Genomic DNA, 16,956 nt, shown 5'->3' on the forward strand with positions numbered 1-16,956 from the left:
GGCCGCCCCGGCGACAGGGCCGTTCGGCCCCGACCGGTCACCGCCCGCGGGCGGTGACCGGCCCTCGCTCAGCCGTAGTACGCCGCGCGCATCAGCTCCTCCATGTCCGCGAGCATCGGCATCCGGGGGTTGGCCGGGGCGCACTGGTCCTCGTAGGCGTTGAGGGCCTGCTGCGCCAGCGAGGCCAGGAAGGACCGCTCGTCGACGCCGGCGGACTGGAACGAGGGCTCTATGCCCACCTTCTCCCGCAGTTCCTCCACGGCCCGGGCCAGGGACTCCACGCCCTCCTCGGCGGTCGCGGCGGGCAGACCGAGGGTGCGGGCGATGTCCTGGAAGCGCTCGGGGGCCCGGTAGTGCTCGTACTTGGGCCAGCCGGTGAGCTTGGACGGGACGGTGCCGTTGTAGCGGATCACGTGCGGCAGCAGGATCGCGTTGGTGCGGCCGTGCGCCACGTGGAAGGTGGCGCCCAGCGTGTGCGACATGGCGTGCACGATGCCGAGGAAGGCGTTGCCGAACGCCATGCCCGCGATGGTGCCCGCGTTGTGCATCCGCTCCCGCGCCTCGGCGCTGCCGGCCCGGTCGTTCACCGCCGCCTCGATGTTGCCGAAGATCAGGCGGATGGCGTGCAGGGCGAGCCCGTCGGTGAAGTCGTTGGCGTAGACGGACACGTACGCCTCGATGGCGTGGGTCAGGGCGTCGAAGCCGCTGTCCGCGGCGAGCGCCGGGGGCAGTGCCGTGGTCAGCAGCGGATCGACGATGGCCACGCTCGGGGTGAGCGCGTAGTCGGCCAGCGGGTACTTCTTGCCGCTCGCCGGGTCGGAGATCACGGCGAACGGGGTGACCTCCGCGCCGGTGCCCGAGGTGGTGGGGATGCACACCAGACGCGCCACCTTCCCCAGCGTCGGGAAGCGGAAGGCCCGCTTGCGGATGTCGGAGAACTTCTGCCGCATGTCCGCGAAGTCGACGTCCCGGCCGACGACGTGCTGCTCGTACAGCAGCCACATCACCTTCGCCGCGTCCATCGGGGAGCCGCCGCCCAGCGCGATGATGGTGTCCGGGCGGAAGTCGCCCATCAGCCGCGCGCCGCGCCGCACCGAGTCGATGCTCGGCTCCGGTTCGACGTTGTCGATGATCTGGACGGTGACCGGTTCCGCGCGCCGCTGGAGCACCCGTGTGATCCGGTCGACGAAGCCGAGCCGCGTCATGGTGGCGTCGGTGACGACCGTGACGCGGTGGACGTCGGGCATGCTGGCCAGGTAGCGGATGGACTGCGGCTCGAAGTAGATCTTCGGGGGCACCTTGAACCACTGGAGGTTGTTGCGCCGCACGCCGACCCGCTTGACGTTCAGCAGCTGGGCGGCGGAGACGTTGTTGGAGACCGAGGTGCTGCCCCACGAGCCGCAGCCCAGGGTCAGCGAGGGCAGCAGGCCGTTGTAGATGCCGCCGATGGCGCCCTGCGAGGACGGCGCGTTGACGATGATCCGGACGGTCTTCATCCGCCGCCCGTAGGCCTCGGCGAGCGCCGGGTCCCCGGTGTGGATGACGGCGCTGTGGCCCTGCCCGTGGAAGGCGACCATGTCGGCGGCCAGGTCGAAGCCCTGCCGCTCGTCCCCGGCGCGCAGCACGGCCAGCACGGGGCACAGCTTCTCCCGGGTGAGCGGCTCGTCGGGGCCGACCCGCCCGGCCTCCACGAGGATCACCGAGGTGTCCTCGGGCACCGCGAACCCGGCCCGCTCGGCGATCCACGCCGGGCTCTGTCCCACGGCGGCGGAGTTGACGCGCGGCTCGCAGGCCGCGCCGTCGGGGTCCTTGGCCGGCGGGAAGAGGAAGGCCTCCAGCTTGGCCTTCTCCTCCGGGGTGGCCAGGTGGGCGTGGAGCCGGCGGAACTCGGCGAGGGCGTCGTCGTAGATCTCGGTGTCGAGGATGACGGCCTGCTCCGAGGCGCAGATCATGCCGTTGTCGAACGACTTCGACAGCACCAGGTCGTTGACCGCGCGGCGCAGCTTCGCGCTGCGGTGGACGTACGCCGGGACGTTGCCGGCGCCCACGCCGAGCGCGGGCTTGCCCGCCGAATAGGCGGCCCTGACCATGGCGTTGCCGCCGGTGGCGAGGATGAGGGAGACGCCCGGGTGCTCCATGAGGGTGCGGGTGGCGGCCACGGAGGGCGACTCGATCCACTGCACGCAGTTCTCCGGCGCGCCCGCGGCGACCGCCGCGTCGCGCACGATCCGCGCGGCCTCGGCGCTGCACCGCTGCGCGGAGGGGTGGAAGGCGAACACCACCGGGTTACGGGTCTTCAGCGCCATCAGCGCCTTGAAGACGGTCGTCGAGGTCGGGTTGGTCACCGGAGTCACCGCGCACACCACGCCGACCGGTTCGGCGATCTCGACCATGTCCTCGACGTCGTCGCGGGCGATGACGCCGACGGTCTTCATCGGGCCCATGCTGTGCGTGACGTGTTCGCAGGCGAACAGGTTCTTGGCCGCCTTGTCCTCGAAGACCCCGCGGCCGGTCTCCTCCACCGCAAGGCGGGCCAGCGCGGTGTGCTGGTCGAGGGCGGCGACCGAGGCCTTCTTGACGATGTGGTCGACCTGCTCCTGGGTGAGGGACTCGTAGTCGGCGAGCGCCTTGAGCCCGGCCCGCACCAGCCGGTCCACGGCGATTTCGGTGTCGGTGGGCGCGTCGACGGGCGCGTCGACGGTCGCGTCGGCGGGAGCGTCGGCGTGCGCGTCGGAGGGCGCGTCGGTGTCCGCCCGGAGCGGTGTGCCGGCGGCGGCCGCGCTCGGGGCCCCGGTGTCCTGTCGGGTCATGGGGTGAGCCTCCACGGTCAGGGCCGCCGTGGACGTACGGCGGCACGAGGACGGGAGCGACACCGCGGGGGATCGGTGCCGCTCCCTGACTTCACTCTCCCCCTCCCGGCCCTCCCGGGGCAGCCGCCGATGGTCCCGCCCCGAGCCCGAACGTCCTCTGAATCAGGAGCCCTCCGGTCCGCAACCCGCTGCCCGGCCCGGTGCGTTCAGCGCAGGCGGCGCAGATACGGGTCGTGGGCCAGGCGCGGCACCAGGCGGACGCGGACGTCGAGCGCGGTGATGCCGGTACGGCCGGCCACGACCGGGTTGAGGTCGGCCTCCGCGAGCTGGGGGAGGTCGCAGGCCATCCGGGACAGGCGGTGCAGGAACTGCTCCAGGGCCTCCAGGTCGGCGGCCGGGGCGCCGGCGTAACCGAAGAGGAGCGGGGAGCAGCGCGGGGAGGTGATCAGCTCGCGGACGTCGCGGTCGGTCAGCGGGGCGAGCCGCCCGGCGTGGTCGGCGAGCAGTTCCGTCGCCGTCCCGCCGAGCCCGAAGACCACCAGCGGCCCGAACACCTCGTCCTGCACGACGCCCGCGAACAGCTCGGTGCCGCGCTCGGCCAGCGGCTGCACCACCACACCGGTCATCCGGTCGCCGAACCGGGTCACCAGGTCCCGGTGGGCGGCCCGCACCTGGGAGGCGTTCTGCAGATCCAGGTGCAGGGCGTGCTGCTCGCTCTTGTGCACCAGGCCCGGCCAGTACGCCTTCATCACCACGCGCCCGTCGGGCCCGGCCAGCCGCCGCGCCGCCGCGACCGCCTCGTCCTCGTCCCGCGCCCAGGCCCACGGCGACTGCGGAAGGCCGTAGCAGCCGAGGAGTTCGGCGGTGGTCTCCGGGTCGAGCCAGGCGCCCTCGGGGTGCCCGGCCAGGAACGAGGCGACGACCGTCCGCGCCCGCGCGCTGTCCACGTCGGTCAGCTCCGCGACGGATCCCGGCAGTTCGGCCAGCCAGCGGGCGCGGGCGGCCGCGTGCGCCAGGGCACGCGCGGCGTCCTCCGCGTCCGCGTAGGCGGGCAGCCGGCCCCCGCCCTCGACGGCCGGCAGTTCCACCCGGGCCGCCTGCGCGGGCAGGACCGCGACCACGGGCCGCGGTGCGGCCTGCCGGCCCTCGGTGAGCGCCCGGACCAGATCCTCCCCGGTCGCCGTGGCGACCGCCGTGGGCACGAGGACCACCAGCACCGCGTCGACCGCCCCGTGCCGGGCCAGCCGGTCCACGCAGGCCCGCAGCGCCTCCTCGCCGACGGCGGCGCTGGTGTCCACCGGGTTGACGGCGCGGGCGCCCTCGGGCAGCGACTGGAGCAGTTCGTCGACCAGCTGGGCGGGCAGCGGCGGCACCACGAGCCCGGCGTCCGCGCACGCGTCGGCGGCCAGTACGCCCGCCCCGCCCGCGTTGGTGACCACCGCGACCCGCGTCCCGGCGGGCAGCGGCTGGGAGTGCAACAGGGCGGCCGCGTCGAGGAGTTCGCCGATCGTGCGGGTGGCCGTGACACCGGCCTGGGCGAACAGCGCCTGCCGGGTCATCGTGCGGGTGGCGGCCGCCGCCGTGTGCGAGGCCGCGGCCCGGCGCCCGGCCTCCGAGCGCCCCGCGTCGACGGTGAGCACCGGCATCGTACGGGCCACCCGGCGGGCCGTGCGGGAGAAGGCGCGCGGGTTGCCGAAGGACTCCAGGTGCAGCAGCGCCAGGTCGGTGCGCCCGTCGCCCTCCCACCACTGGAGCAGGTCGTTGCCGCTGACGTCGTACTTGTCGCCCAGCGAGACGAAGGTCGACACGCCGATGCCGAGCCGGGCCAGGCCGTCGAGCAGCGCGATGCCGACCCCACCGGACTGCACGGCGACCCCGGCCGTGCCGGGCCCCGGATGGCGGGCGGCGAAGGTGGCGTCGAGGCGGACGCCGTCCTCGGTGTTGGCCAGGCCCAGGCAGTTCGGCCCGGCGAGCCGCATCCCGTACCGGCGGCACGCGGCCAGCGCAGCGGCCGCCTGACCGGCGTCCAGGCCGGCCGAGACGACGAGCAGCGCGCCCACGCCGGCCCGCCCGCACTCCTCGGCCACCTCCGGCACGGCCGCGGCGGGCACCGCGACGACCGCCAGGTCGGGCACCCTCGGCAGCGCGGCCACGGACGGGAACGCGCGCACCCCGGCCACCGACCCGGCCTGCGGGTGCACGGCGAAGAGGCGGCCGGTGAAGGACCCGGTGCGGATGTTGCGCAGGATCGCGCGGCCCACCGAGCCGGGTCTGCGGCCGGCCCCGATCACGGCGACGCACCGCGGGCGCAGCAGCGGCCGCAGGCTGACCGCGCCGGCCAGCCGGCCGCGGGCGTCCACCGCGCGCAGGTAGTCCTCGTCCTCGGTGAGCTGCACCACGCAGTGCACCTCGGGCCCGTCGTAGCGGCGGGTGACGCGCAGGCCGAGGTCGTGGAAGACCTTCAGCACCTCGTGGTTCTCGGCCAGGGCGTCGGCGGTGAACGCGCTGATGCCCGCGTCCCGGGCGGCGTCCGCGAGGTGTTCGAGCAGCAGGGTGGCCACACCCCGGTGGTGCCAGTCGTCGGCGACGGCGAGGGCCACGTCGGCGGTGGGGCCGTGCGGGTCGCACTCGTACTCGGCCAGGCCCACCAGGCGTCCGTCGTGCTCGGCGACCAGGGCGCGGTAGCCGGGCCTGGGCGGCCCGGCCACCCGGTCGGCGCCCTGCCGGGCGGAGGTGCGGCTGACGGAGAAGAACCGCAGCCTGAGGTTGTCGTCGGACATCCGCTCGTACAGGCGCAGCACCTGGTCGTGGTCGTCCGGGCCCGCCCGCCGGATCCGTACGGTGGTGCCGTCGGTCAGCAGTGCGTGCACCGGCGGCCGCTCGGTGTCGGTCATCGCGCGCTCCTTAACTGGCGAGGCCATACCCCACCAGCCTCCGCCTGGCGCCCGGCCCCGTCCCAGGGCCGGACGGTCCCCCCAGGGGCCGAAGTGCCCATGCGCGGACGCGCGGCCGGTGGGACCGTGGCAGAGCGGGAACTCTTGCCGCGCGACGTGGCAGCCCGGTGGAAGGCGGTGAGGACCATGCAACTGCCCCTGGTCGTGGGCGTCGACGGATCCGACGCGAGTCTGCGGGCCGTCGACTGGGCCGTGGACGAGGCCGCCCGGCACGGGCTGCCGCTGCGGCTGGTGTACGCCTCCCTCTGGGAGCGGTACGAGGGCGCGGTCCCCAGCGGCAGCGTGGAGCGCCCCTCCGAGCAGGTCATGGCCGAGCACGTGGTGGCCTCCGCGGCCGAGCGGGCCCGGCGGCGCGGCCCGGAGGTGAAGGTGAGCACCGGCATCCTCCCCGAGGACGCGGTGTCCGCCCTGCTGAGCGAGGGCGACAACGCCACCGCGCTGATCACCGGCAGCCGGGGCCGCGGCGAGCTGAAGGGGATGCTGCTCGGCTCGGTCTCCCTGGCCGTGGCGGGCCGCGCGCACTGCCCGGTGGTCGTGGTCCGGGGCGACCAGGCGGGACTGGCCGGCACGCACGAGCGGATCCTGCTCGGCGCCGGCGATCCCGGCACCGCCGCCGACGCCGTACGGTTCGCCTTCCGCGAGGCCGAGGCACGCGGCTGCGTCCTCGACGTCGTACGGGCCTGGCGCGGCCCCTCGCACCTGATCCCCGGGAACGGGGAACCGGCCGGTGAACCCGAGAAGCAGGCCACCGCCGTCCTGGACGAACTCCTGCGCGAGGCCATGACCGAGCACGCGGACGTGCGGGTGCGTCCCGCGGCGGTCGAGGGGCCGGCGCACCGGGTGCTCGTCGACCGGTCGGCCGCCGCCGACCTGGTGATCGTCGGCGCGCGCCGCAGGGTGGGCCACGTGGGCCTCCAGTTCGGCCGGACCGGCCACACGCTGCTGCACCACGCGCAGTGCCCGGTGGCCGTGGTACCCCAGCGGGTGTGAGTCCCGGTGGCGGGGGAGGCGACGGCGGGGACCTGGTCGTACGACGGCTACGACCCGGCGCAGGAGCGCCTGCGGGAGGCCCTGTGCGCGCTCGGCAACGGCTACCTGGGCACGCGCGGGGCCCTGCCGGAGTGCGACGCGGACGAGGTGCACTATCCGGGCACCTATGTCGCCGGGTGCTACAACCGGCTCGTCTCCCGCGTCGCCGGCCGCGAGGCCGAGAACGAGGACATGGTCAACCTCCCCAACTGGCTGCCCCTGCGCTTCCGCGTCCCGGGCGGCGCCTGGCTGACCCCGGACACCGCGCCCGTCCTCGGCCACCGCCAGGTGCTCCACCTGGACGCCGGCCTGCTGGAGCGCCGCACCCGCTACGGGCTCGGACAGGGCCGCGCGCTGACCGTGCGCCAGCAGCGCGTCGTGCACATGGCCGACCCCCATCTGGCCGCCCTGCGCACCGAGTTCACCGCCGAGGGCATCACCGCCGGCCTCGAACTCGAGGTCGAGGCGTCGATCGACGGCGGCGTGACCAATGCGGGCGTGGCCCGCTACCGCGACCTGGACGGCCGCCACCTCACCCACGTCCACACCGGCACCGGCTCCGGCAACGGCACGGTGTGGCTGCGCTGCCGTACCCGCACCTCCGACATCCGGATCGGCACCGCCACCCGCCTGGCCGGCGACGCGGCGGCCGGGCCGGTCGCCGTACGGCACGGGCACGGGCGCGTGACGCAGGAACTGCGGCTCACGCTCGCGCCGGGGCGCACCGCGACCGTCGACAAGACCGCCGCGCTGCACACCTCCCGTGACCCCGCCATCAGCGACCCGCTGCGCGCCGCGACCGACCGCGTGACGGCGGCGCCCGGCTTCGAGGAACTGCTGGAGACCCACCTGACCGCCTGGGACCAGCTGTGGCGGCGGGCCGACATCGACGTGCCCGGCGAACCCGGACGCATCCTGCGCCTGCACCTCTTCCACGTGCTGCAGACCCTCTCCCCGCACACCGCGGACCTGGACGTCGGGGTGCCCGCGCGCGGGCTGCACGGCGAGGCGTACCGGGGGCACGTCTTCTGGGACGAGCTGTTCGTCCTGCCGTATCTGAACCTGCACTTCCCGGAGGTCTCCCGGGCCCTGCTGCGCTACCGCCACCGCCGTCTGGAGCGGGCCCGCGCGGCGGCCCGGGCGGCCGGCCGGCGCGGGGCGATGTACCCCTGGCAGAGCGGCAGCGACGGACGGGAGGAGTCCCAGCGGCTGCACCTCAACCCGCACTCCGGGCGCTGGCTGCCCGACCACTCCCGCCTCCAGCGGCACGTCGGCTCGGCCGTCGCGTACAACGTGTGGCAGTACTGCCAGGCGAGCGGGGACGCCGAGTTCCTGCACACCAAGGGCGCCGAGATGCTGCTGGAGATCGCCCGCTTCTGGGCCGACTCGGCCACCTGGGACGAGAGCCTGGGCCGGCACCGCATCCTCGGCGTGATGGGCCCCGACGAGTACCACGACGCCTACCCGGACTCCGGCCGGCCGGGCCTCGACGACAACGCCTACACCAACGTCACCGCCGCCTGGGTGCTCACCCGCGCCCTGGAGACCGTGCGCACCCTGCCCGAGCCGCGCCGGCGCGAACTCGCCGAGCGCACCGGCCTGGACGGCGGTGAGCTCGAACAGTGGGAGGACGTCTCGCGCACGCTGTACGTGCCCTTCCACGACGGCGTGATCAGCCAGTTCGAGGGCTACGGCGACCTCGCCGAGCTCGACTGGGCCGCCTACCGCCGGCGCTACGACGACATCCGCCGCCTGGACCGGATCCTGGAGGCCGAGGGCGACACGGTCAACCGGTACAAGGCGTCCAAGCAGGCCGACGTGCTGATGCTCGGCTACCTCTTCGCCCCCGCCGAACTGGCCTCCCTCTTCTCCCGGCTGGGCCACCGCCTCGACGACGACATCTGGCGCCGCACGGTCGACCACTACCTGGACCGCACCAGCCACGGCTCCACCCTCAGCGGCCTGGTCCACGGCTGGGTCCTGGCCCGCGCCCGCCGCGCCGAGACGTGGACCTTCGTCCAGGAGGCCCTGCGCGGCGACATCGCCGACGTCCAGGGCGGCACCACCGGCGAGGGCATCCACCTCGGCGCCATGGCGGGCACCCTCGACCTCGTCCAGCGCGGGCTGACGGGCCTGGAGACCCGCGAGGGCGCCCTGTGGCTCGACCCCGTGCCGCTGCCCGAGCTGTCCTCCTACGGCTTCGCGATCCGCTACCGCGGCCACTGGGGCGTGCGGCTGCGGATGCGGCACGGCCACATGGAGATCGCGGTACCGCAGTCCGACCGCTCACCGATCGACGTACGCCTGCCCGGCCGCGCGGTCTGCGTCCCGCCCGGCCGCACCTGCCGGCTGCTGCTGCCCGACTGAGCCGCCGGCGCCGCCGCCCGCCGGTGATGGGCCGGTCGGCCCCGGTACGTGCCCGGGGGGCCCTGCCCGCGGCGGGCCGGGCGAGTGACCCTTGGCAGTGTGAGGGTCAGGAGGTGAACGTCATGCTTCCCCCCGTAGTCGCCGGGATCGACGGCTCCGTCGAGGGCCTGGCGGCCGCCGAGTGGGCGGCCCGCGAGGCCGTACGCCGTGAGCGGGCGCTGGCGCTGGTGCACGTCCTGGACTGGCACCCCCGCCAGGAGACCGGCGCCACCGCCAACGCGGCCCAGCGCCACCAGGCGGGACGCGTGCTGCGCCGCGCCGCCCGGCGGGCCCGCGCCGTCTGCCCGGAACTGGCACCGTACGAGGACCAGGTCGAGGGGCCGCCCATGGAGGCGCTGCTGAAGGCCGCGGCGGAGGCCGAGCTGCTCGTGCTCGGCTCGCACGGCACGGGCGGCACGACCGGCTCCCTCGTGGGCTCGGTCGCGCTGGGCGTGGTCACCAGGTCCGTACGCCCCGTGGTGCTGGTGCGGGCGGACGAGGGGGGCGTGGAGGAGCCCGCGGCGGCGCACGAGAACCCGGCGGCGGACGCGTCCGCGGTCGCGCACGAGTCCGCGGCCGGCGTCGGTGCGGGCGACGCGTCACGGGACGTGCTGCTCGGTGTCGACGCCGACGCCGTGTGCGAGGAGGTCGTCCGGTTCGCGTTCGAGGCGGCCCGGACGCGCGGCGTACGGCTGCGCGTGCTGTCCGCCTGGCACCCGCCCACCCCGCTCACGCTCGGCCCCGCCGCGGCCGCCGCGCTCGACGACCCGTGGCGGGCCGAGGACCGGCTGGGCGCCGTGGACGCCGTGCTGCGGCCGTGGCACGAGCGGTACCCGGACGTACGGGTCCTGGTGACCGCCGTGCACGACCGGCCCGCGCCGGCCCTGCTCGGGGCGGCCCGCGGAGCCGGGCTCCTGGTCGTCGGGCACCGCCTCACCGAACGCTCCGGCCCCCCGTGCACCGGCCCGGTCACCCACGCCGTGATCCACCACGCCACCTGCCCGGTGGCCGTCGTGCCCCACTTCTGACACCGACGGCTGCGACGGCACCGACGACGTACCGAAGGGAGCGGATCCCGATGATGTACTACCCGCACGGCATGAACGGCTGGGGCTGGTTCGCCATGTCCCTCGGCACGGTCCTGTTCTGGGCCCTGCTGATCGCCGCCGGCGTGCTCCTCTTCCGCGCGCTCGACCGCGGCCCCGGGCGCACGCCGCGCACCGCCGCGCCCGGCCGGCCCGCACCCGAGCAGCTCCTCGCCGAGCGGTTCGCCCGCGGGGAGATCGACGAGGACGAGTACCGGCGCCGGCTGGAGGTCCTGCGCCGGGACGGCGCGGAACACACCGGGCCCATGCGCACGCCCTGACACGGAGAGGCCGGACACGGGGCTACCCCGGGGGGGGTTCAAGAATACCCCCCGGGGTACCCGTGTTAGGGTCGCTGGGTAGCTTGTATACCCCTGGGGGTATTTTTCTCCGTGAAGGGAGCATCCCGTGTTCTTCGTCGAGACCATCGAGCTCGCCGGGCTCGGCAACCGCAGCTACCTGGCCGGAGGCGAGCGGACGGCCGTGGCGGTCGATCCGCCCCGGGACGCCGCCCTGGTCATCGCGGCGGCCGCCCGGCGCGGGGTGCGCATCGCCCACGTCGTCGAGACGCACGTGCACAACGACTACGTCTCCGGCGGCCTGGAGCTCGCCCGGCTCACCGGGGCCGTGTACCTCGTCCCCGGGGGCGCCCGGGTCCGCTTCCCGCACATGCCCGTGCGGGACGGCGACTCGGTGACGGTCGACGCCGGCGCCGGGCTCACCCTGCGGGCGATGGCGACCCCCGGGCACACCCCGCACCACACCTCCTACGTGCTCGAGGAGGCCGGGCGCGCCGTGTCCGTGTTCACGGGCGGCTCCCTGCTCATCGGCACGGTCGGCCGCCCCGACCTGGTCGAGCCGCGCCTGACCGAGCGGCTGGCGCGCGCCCAGCACGCCTCCGCGCACCGGCTCGCCGCCGAGCTGCCCGACGCCACCGAGGTGCTGCCCACCCACGGCTTCGGCAGCTTCTGCTCCTCCGGCCAGGCCGGCGGCGACAGCACGACCATCGGCAGGGAGCGGACGGTGAACGACGCCCTCACCCTGGACGCCGACAGCTTCGTGGCCGCCCTGCTCGCCGGCCTGGACGACATTCCCGCGTACTACGCCCACATGGCGCCGGTCAACGCGGCCGGACCCGCGCCCGTGGACCTGACGCCGCCCGCCCTGGCCGACCCCGGCGAGATCGCGTCCCGGCTGGCCGCGGGGGAGTGGGTGGTCGACCTGCGCAACCGGACCGCCTTCGCCGAGGGGCACGTCGCGGGGTCCTTCAACTTCGAGGCCGAGGGCAAGCTCGCCACCTACCTCGCCTGGCTGGTGCCGTGGGGCAGGCCGGTGACGCTGCTCGCCGAGTCCCCGGCCCAGCTCGCCGACGCCCAGTGCGAGCTGGCCCGGGTCGGCATCGACCGCCCCGCCGCCGCGGCCACCGGAGGCCCGGCCGACTGGCTCCTCCCGGGCGAGGAACCCGCCTCCTTCCCGCGGGCCACCTTCTCCGACCTCGCCGACCGCCGGCCGGGCGAGGGCATCGTCGTACTGGACGTCCGGCGCGACTCGGAGCGGGCCGGCGGCCACGTCGAGGGCTCCGTGCACATCCCGGTCCACCTGCTGCACCGGCGCATCGGCGAGGTTCCCGCCGGCGAGGTGTGGGTGCACTGCGCGGGCGGCATGCGGGCCGCCGTCGCCGCCTCGCTGCTCGACGCGGCCGGGCGGCGGGTCGTGGCCGTCGACGACGCCTTCGAGTCCGCCGAGAAGGCCGGCCTCCCCGTACGAACCACCTGAGCGCCCCACCGGGGCGACGGCCCTCGGCGCGCGGGACGGCAGGCGGGCGGCCGGCGGGCGGTCGCGAAGGTCTCCGCCTCCCCCGGCGGCGGGGGCGCGGCTCGGACCCGCGACAGGATGGGGGCGCGGGTCGGGCCCGCGACAAGACGCTGGTGCGCCTCAGGCCAGTGACAGGAACAGCTTTTCCATGCGGGTCCGCATCCGGGTGGCCTCCTCGCCGTTCGTCCGTCCGGCCTCGATGTCGGCCACGCACTTCTGCAGGCCGGTGGCGATGATGGCGAAGCCGGCGCGGTCCAGGGCGCGGGAGGCGGCGGCGAGCTGGGTCACGACGTCCTCACAGTCCCGCCCCTCCTCGATCATCCGGATCACTCCGGCGATCTGGCCCTGCGCGCGGCGCAGCCGGTTCAGCACCGCCTTGAGGTCGTCGCCCTCGAGCTCCAAGTCCACGATCACTCCTCGTAAAATACCCCTCGGGGTACTGTATCCCGATTCGGGACGGCTCCGACCGCCCCCGTACCCCACCGGAAAGGACCAGGCCTCCCGTGAACATTCCCCCCACGCCCGCTCCCTCCGCGCCGCGGGCGTCCCTCGCCACCGACGAGGCACGCGCCCGGCTGGAGGAACTGACCGTCATCGACGTGCGCACGCCCGGCGAGTACGGCGCCGGACACCTCCCCGGCGCCCTCAACATCCCCCTCGACCATATCGAGCGGGCGTTGCCGGAGATCCGGCACGCCTCCGAGCGCGGCGGCGTCCTCGTCGTCTGCGCCTCGGGCGCCCGCTCGGCGAAGGCGTGCGCGCTGCTGGCCGAGCGGGGCGTGCCCACCGCCACCCTCACCGGCGGCACCACCGCCTGGGCCGCCGCGGGCCACGAACTGCACCGCCCGACGGCCTGCGACACCCGGCCCGGCTGGAGCATGGAGCGCCAGGTCCGCCTCACCGCGGGCTCACTGGTCCTGCTCGGCCTGCTCCTCGCGCTGCTGGTGCACCCGGCCTGCGCGCTCCTCGCCGCGGGCGTCGCGGGCGGCCTGGTCTTCTCCGCGCTCACCGACACCTGCGGCATGGCGGCACTCCTCGGCCGGCTGCCCCACAACCGCCCGCGCCCGGCCCAACTGGAGGTGGCGCTCCGGACGTTGCGCGACCGGTGACGGCGCCGGTGACGGTGCCGGTGCGGCTGCGGTGACGCCGGCCGGGCGGCGCGGGCCGGGGCGGCCGGGAGGTGGCCGGTCGGCCGCCGGGCGGGGGACCACCGGCCCTCCTGCCCGCGCGGGTGGATCACGAGAGTGGAGGCAACCACCGAAGGAGGCCACCGACATGTCGTCCACCCCCGCCCTCCCCGTCAGCGCCGGCCTGGACGGCCGCCGTGCGAGTCTCGCGGCGGCCGACTGGGCCGCCCGCGAGGCGCTGCTGCGCGACGTGCCGCTGCGGCTCGTGCACGCCTGGGAGCAGCCGATCGTCCCGCTGGCGTCCCTCGCCCAGGCCGCCGTGCCCCCGGACCCGGAGCGCTCCGCGAGCCTGCTGGCCGAGGCACGCGCCTACTTGACGCGCCGTCACCCGGGACTGGAGGTCACCACCGACCGCCTCACCGGCGACCCGGTCGCCGCCCTCGTGGCCGCCGCGGACGAGTCCGGCCTGCTGGTCCTCGGCTCCCGGGGACTCGGCCGTACCGCGGGATTCCTGCTCGGCTCGGTGGCCCGGAGCGTGGTCGCACGGGCCGGACGGCCGGTCGTCCTCGTCCGCTCACCCGAACCGGCGGCCGAGGAGGACGGCACGGACGCGCGGGCCACCGACGACAGCGGTACGCGGGCCGCCCCCGGCGACGTGGTGGTCGGCGTGGACCTGGACGGCCCCGACGACGCGGTCCTCGCGTACGCCTTCGAGGCGGCCGCCCTGCGCGGCGCCGGGCTGCGGATCGTGCACGGCCACGGGCCCGTGGACGGCGAGGGTACCGGCGCCGTGGGACCGGCGGACGGCCTGGCCGACGGCGACGCCCTCGCCGTACCCGCCGAGGGGCCGCTCGCCCAGGCGCTGCGCCCCTGGCAGGAGAAGTTCCCCGGGGTGCCGGTGACCGCCCAGGCCTCGATCGGCCAGGCCGGCTCCCACCTCGCCGAGGCCTCCAAGGACGCCGCGCTCCTGGTCGTCGGCCGGGCCGCTCGCCAGGCCCCGGTCGGCGCCCACATCGGACCGGTCACGGACGCGGTCCTGCGCCACGCCCAGTCGCCGGTCGCGGTCGTCCCCCACGACTGACGCCCGCCGCCCGCCCGTGGTGCGCCCGCCCGTTCATATGACGGGCGGGGGCACCACAGGCGGGCGCACCACGGGGAGGGCCGCCGCGCTTCACGCGCGGCGGCCCTCCCCGTGGAACCCGTGACCTCACTCAGGCGGGCAGCACCGCCGGGTCGCAGTCGTCGACCCGGTACGTGAGGAAGCCGACCACCCCGATCACCCCCTCCACGCGCCACGCGGCCTGGAGCACCGCCGGCGCCTGGCTGCGCAGCTCCACGCACCCGCGCAGCGTGACCACGCCGTCCCGTACCGACACGTCCACCGCCCCGTCGGGCAGGCCGAGTTCGCCGGCGATCACCGTGCCGCCGACCTCGTCGCGGATGTCCTCGTCGGTGCGCAGGAAGACCCGTAGCAGATCGCGCCTGGTGGCGATGCCGATGAGGCGGTCCTCCTCGTCCACCACGGGCAGCCGCTCCACGCCGTGCCGCTCCATCATCCGCGCCGCGTCCGGGACCGGCTGCTCGGGATGGATGGTGATCGCCGGTGACGTCATCATGTCCCCGGCCGTGGCAGGCCGGTCCGGGCCGCCGGCCCGGACCGCCTGCTCGCGCACGAGGTCGGTCCCGGAGACCACGCCGACCACCTTGTCGTCGTCGTCGACGACCGGCAGCCCGCTGATCCGATGGTGGTCCAGCAGCCGGACCACCTCCTTGAACGAGGTCGTCCGGCGAGCCTGGACCACCTCGCTCGTCATCACTTCGCCGACGGTGTGCGCTTTCACGGCACGGTGCTCCTAACGCTCGGGGCCGCCGCGCCACGGCGGCGGCGTCGCCGACCTGCGGGCGGTGTCCCCGCGGTGGGCGGCCCGCTCCGTCGCGGCGCGCAGCCTGTCCTGAAGCCGGTCGGCGAGTTCATGGGCGCTCGCCTCCTGGGCGTGGACGACCACGAGGTCGTCGCCCACGCGGATCTCGGTCCCCGCCGACCAGAGCAGCCCCATGTGGTGGGCCGTCGCCCGCGCGACGCGCACCTCGCCACTGGCGGGCGGCAGTCCCGGGCGGCCGAGCGCCGCGCCGACCTTCTCGCGGACGTAGGCGAGCGCCTCGGCGTCCACGTCGCCCTCGGTCCGCACCCGGATGTCGCCGGTGATCTCGCGGGTGCCGGTGTCCTTGGCAGTCATGTGCTCCACTCCTTGGCTCGATCGCCCATGGCCGGTGAGGCCGGCCGGACGGCCCGATGGCCGGTCCTGGGGTTCGCCGGTCCCCCGGATCTTCAGGGTGCTGCGGCGCGCGCCGCCGTCCCAGGGCCACCCGGCCCCGGCGGGCGGGCCCGGGGGTCCCCGGCGAACCCCCGGCCGGGGGTATCCGCGAACGCCCCCGGCTGGGGTCCCCGGTGAACGCCCCCGCCGGGGTCCCCGGCGAAATGCCCCGGCCGGAGGTCCCCGGCGAACGCCCCGGTCAGGTGCCGGCCCGCCGGGCGCGGGGACTACCGTTGCTTGTGACAGCGGCCGCCCGCTGTCGGTACCGCGTGCGCGAGGGACGGACCTGGAGGATCAGCGGTGGGAGTCTCCGAGGATTCCGGGGAGGCCCGGGTGCGGCTGCCGCAGCTGCGGCTGGACGAGCTGCTGGAGGAACTGCAGGCCCGGGTCGACGCGGCCCGCGGCACCCGGGACCGGGTGCACAGCCTGCTGGAGGCGGTGCTGTCCGTCGGCCGCGAACTGGACCTGGAACACGCCCTGCGCCGGATCGCCGAGGCCGCCGCGGCCCTGGTCGACGCCGAGTACGCGGCGCTCGGCGTGATCGGCCCGGACGGCAGGACGCTGTCGGACTTCCTCACGGTCGGCGTCGACGAGGAACTCGTGGCCAGGATCGGCCCGTACCCGGAGGGGCACGGGATCCTGGGCGAGCTGATCCGGCACCCGGAGCCGCTGCGGCTGGGGAAGCTGTCCGAGCACCCCTCCTCGTACGGGTTCCCGGAGCACCATCCGCCGATGAGCACCTTCCTGGGTGTGCCGATCCGGGTGCGGGGTCAGGTGTTCGGCAACCTGTACCTGACGGAGAAGCGGGGCGGGCTGGAGTTCGACGAGGAGGACGAGTCGGTCCTGTCGACGCTGGCGGTGGCCGCGGGCGTGGCGATCGACAACGCGCGGCTGTACGAGGAGTCGCGGCTGCGCGAGCGCTGGCTGGGGGCCAACGCGGAGGTCACCCACAGCCTGATGTCCGGCAGCGAGCCCGGTGCCGTGCTCGGCCTGATCGCCGAGCACGCCCGGGAGATCACCGGCGCGGCCCTCGCCGTCGTCGCCGTGCCCGTGGAGGGCGCCGACGCCCTCGCCGTGGAGCTCGCCATCGGCCGGCAGGCGGAGGCACACCGCGGCCTGGTCATGCCCGTGACCGACAGCCTGACCGGCCTCGCCTACGTCACGGCTGCCCCCGTCACCAGCGCCGACGTCTCCTGCGACGACCGGGTCTTCCCGGGCCCGTCCCGGTTCGACGAGCTCGGCCCCGCCGTCGCCGTGCCCATCGGCACCGGGGAGAGGGTGCGGGGCGTGGTCCTGCTGGTCCGCGCGGCCGGCCGCAGCCCGTTCGGCGGCACCGAGCTGGAACCGCTGAGGAACTTCGCGGCGCAGGCGGCGTTGGCGATGGAGCTGGCGGAGCGGCGGCAGGACGCGGAGCA

General features: G+C 75.5%; 13 protein-coding genes. 8 read left to right on the forward strand and 5 right to left on the reverse strand.

From position 1 onward, the window contains the following. Positions 1-68: 68 nt before the first annotated feature. Entirely contained in the window at positions 69-2,810 is a 2,742-nt protein-coding gene (gene adhE / locus IE217_RS33840; protein ID WP_190181790.1) for a bifunctional acetaldehyde-CoA/alcohol dehydrogenase, read from the reverse strand. Positions 2,811-3,016: 206 nt separating this feature from the next. Continuing rightward, entirely contained in the window at positions 3,017-5,704 is a 2,688-nt protein-coding gene (locus IE217_RS33845) for a bifunctional acetate--CoA ligase family protein/GNAT family N-acetyltransferase (RefSeq protein WP_190181791.1), read from the reverse strand. A 186-nt stretch (positions 5,705-5,890) separates the two neighbouring features. On the opposite strand from IE217_RS33845, the gene IE217_RS33850 reads away from it, so the two are divergent. From IE217_RS33850 to IE217_RS33870, 5 genes are all read left to right on the forward strand, one after another. Continuing rightward, positions 5,891-6,754, forward strand: a complete 864-nt coding sequence (locus IE217_RS33850; RefSeq protein ID WP_190181792.1) for a universal stress protein — start codon at positions 5,891-5,893, stop codon at positions 6,752-6,754. A 6-nt stretch (positions 6,755-6,760) separates the two neighbouring features. Further along, positions 6,761-9,160 (forward strand): glycoside hydrolase family 65 protein, encoded by a 2,400-nt coding sequence (locus IE217_RS33855; protein ID WP_190181793.1) that lies wholly within the window; start codon positions 6,761-6,763, stop codon positions 9,158-9,160. A 122-nt stretch (positions 9,161-9,282) separates the two neighbouring features. Further along, complete coding sequence (locus tag IE217_RS33860; RefSeq protein WP_190181794.1) at positions 9,283-10,227, forward strand: universal stress protein; 945 nt, start codon at positions 9,283-9,285, stop codon at positions 10,225-10,227. Between the two features lie 50 nt (positions 10,228-10,277). Beyond that, positions 10,278-10,565 (forward strand): SHOCT domain-containing protein, encoded by a 288-nt coding sequence (locus IE217_RS33865; protein ID WP_190181795.1) that lies wholly within the window; start codon positions 10,278-10,280, stop codon positions 10,563-10,565. Between the two features lie 127 nt (positions 10,566-10,692). Further along, complete coding sequence (locus tag IE217_RS33870; RefSeq protein WP_190181796.1) at positions 10,693-12,060, forward strand: MBL fold metallo-hydrolase; 1,368 nt, start codon at positions 10,693-10,695, stop codon at positions 12,058-12,060. 159 nt (positions 12,061-12,219) lie between these two features. Here IE217_RS33870 and IE217_RS33875 read toward each other — a convergent pair whose 3' ends face one another. Further along, positions 12,220-12,507 carry a metal-sensitive transcriptional regulator gene (locus IE217_RS33875; RefSeq protein ID WP_190181797.1) on the reverse strand — a complete coding sequence of 96 codons (288 nt, stop codon included), beginning with the start codon at positions 12,505-12,507 and terminating at the stop codon, positions 12,220-12,222. A 95-nt stretch (positions 12,508-12,602) separates the two neighbouring features. On the opposite strand from IE217_RS33875, the gene IE217_RS33880 reads away from it, so the two are divergent. Together IE217_RS33880 and IE217_RS33885 are read left to right on the forward strand one after the other, a co-directional pair. Next, a complete protein-coding gene (locus tag IE217_RS33880) occupies positions 12,603-13,208 on the forward strand; it encodes a rhodanese-like domain-containing protein (protein WP_229865848.1) in 606 nt (201 codons plus the stop codon). Between the two features lie 166 nt (positions 13,209-13,374). After that, positions 13,375-14,307, forward strand: coding sequence for a universal stress protein (locus IE217_RS33885; protein WP_190181798.1), 933 nt, complete (start codon positions 13,375-13,377; stop codon positions 14,305-14,307). Positions 14,308-14,437: 130 nt separating this feature from the next. On the opposite strand, the gene IE217_RS33890 is transcribed toward IE217_RS33885, so the two are convergent. Together IE217_RS33890 and IE217_RS33895 are read right to left on the reverse strand one after the other, a co-directional pair. Next, positions 14,438-15,067, reverse strand: coding sequence for a CBS domain-containing protein (locus IE217_RS33890; RefSeq protein WP_229865850.1), 630 nt, complete (start codon positions 15,065-15,067; stop codon positions 14,438-14,440). Positions 15,068-15,079: 12 nt separating this feature from the next. Further along, positions 15,080-15,463, reverse strand: a complete 384-nt coding sequence (locus IE217_RS33895; RefSeq protein ID WP_190181799.1) for a hypothetical protein — start codon at positions 15,461-15,463, stop codon at positions 15,080-15,082. 378 nt (positions 15,464-15,841) lie between these two features. On the opposite strand from IE217_RS33895, the gene IE217_RS33900 reads away from it, so the two are divergent. Continuing rightward, positions 15,842-16,956 (forward strand): GAF domain-containing protein (locus IE217_RS33900; protein WP_190181800.1); only part of this gene is annotated, 1,115 nt, incomplete at its 3' end.

The organism is Streptomyces naganishii JCM 4654 (assembly GCF_014650575.1).
Lineage (GTDB): Bacteria > Actinomycetota > Actinomycetes > Streptomycetales > Streptomycetaceae > Streptomyces > Streptomyces naganishii.

Excerpts from the sequence above, each read along its gene's own strand:
- IE217_RS33860 (WP_190181794.1), top strand. The coding sequence starts at position 9,283 with ATGCTTCCCCCCGTAGTCGCCGGGATCGACGGCTCCGTCGAGGGCCTG.
- adhE (WP_190181790.1), bottom strand. The coding sequence starts at position 2,810 with ATGACCCGACAGGACACCGGGGCCCCGAGCGCGGCCGCCGCCGGCACA.
- IE217_RS33850 (WP_190181792.1), top strand. The coding sequence starts at position 5,891 with ATGCAACTGCCCCTGGTCGTGGGCGTCGACGGATCCGACGCGAGTCTG.
- IE217_RS33885 (WP_190181798.1), top strand. The coding sequence starts at position 13,375 with ATGTCGTCCACCCCCGCCCTCCCCGTCAGCGCCGGCCTGGACGGCCGC.
- IE217_RS33865 (WP_190181795.1), top strand. The coding sequence starts at position 10,278 with ATGATGTACTACCCGCACGGCATGAACGGCTGGGGCTGGTTCGCCATG.
- IE217_RS33895 (WP_190181799.1), bottom strand. The coding sequence starts at position 15,463 with ATGACTGCCAAGGACACCGGCACCCGCGAGATCACCGGCGACATCCGG.
- IE217_RS33845 (WP_190181791.1), bottom strand. The coding sequence starts at position 5,704 with ATGACCGACACCGAGCGGCCGCCGGTGCACGCACTGCTGACCGACGGC.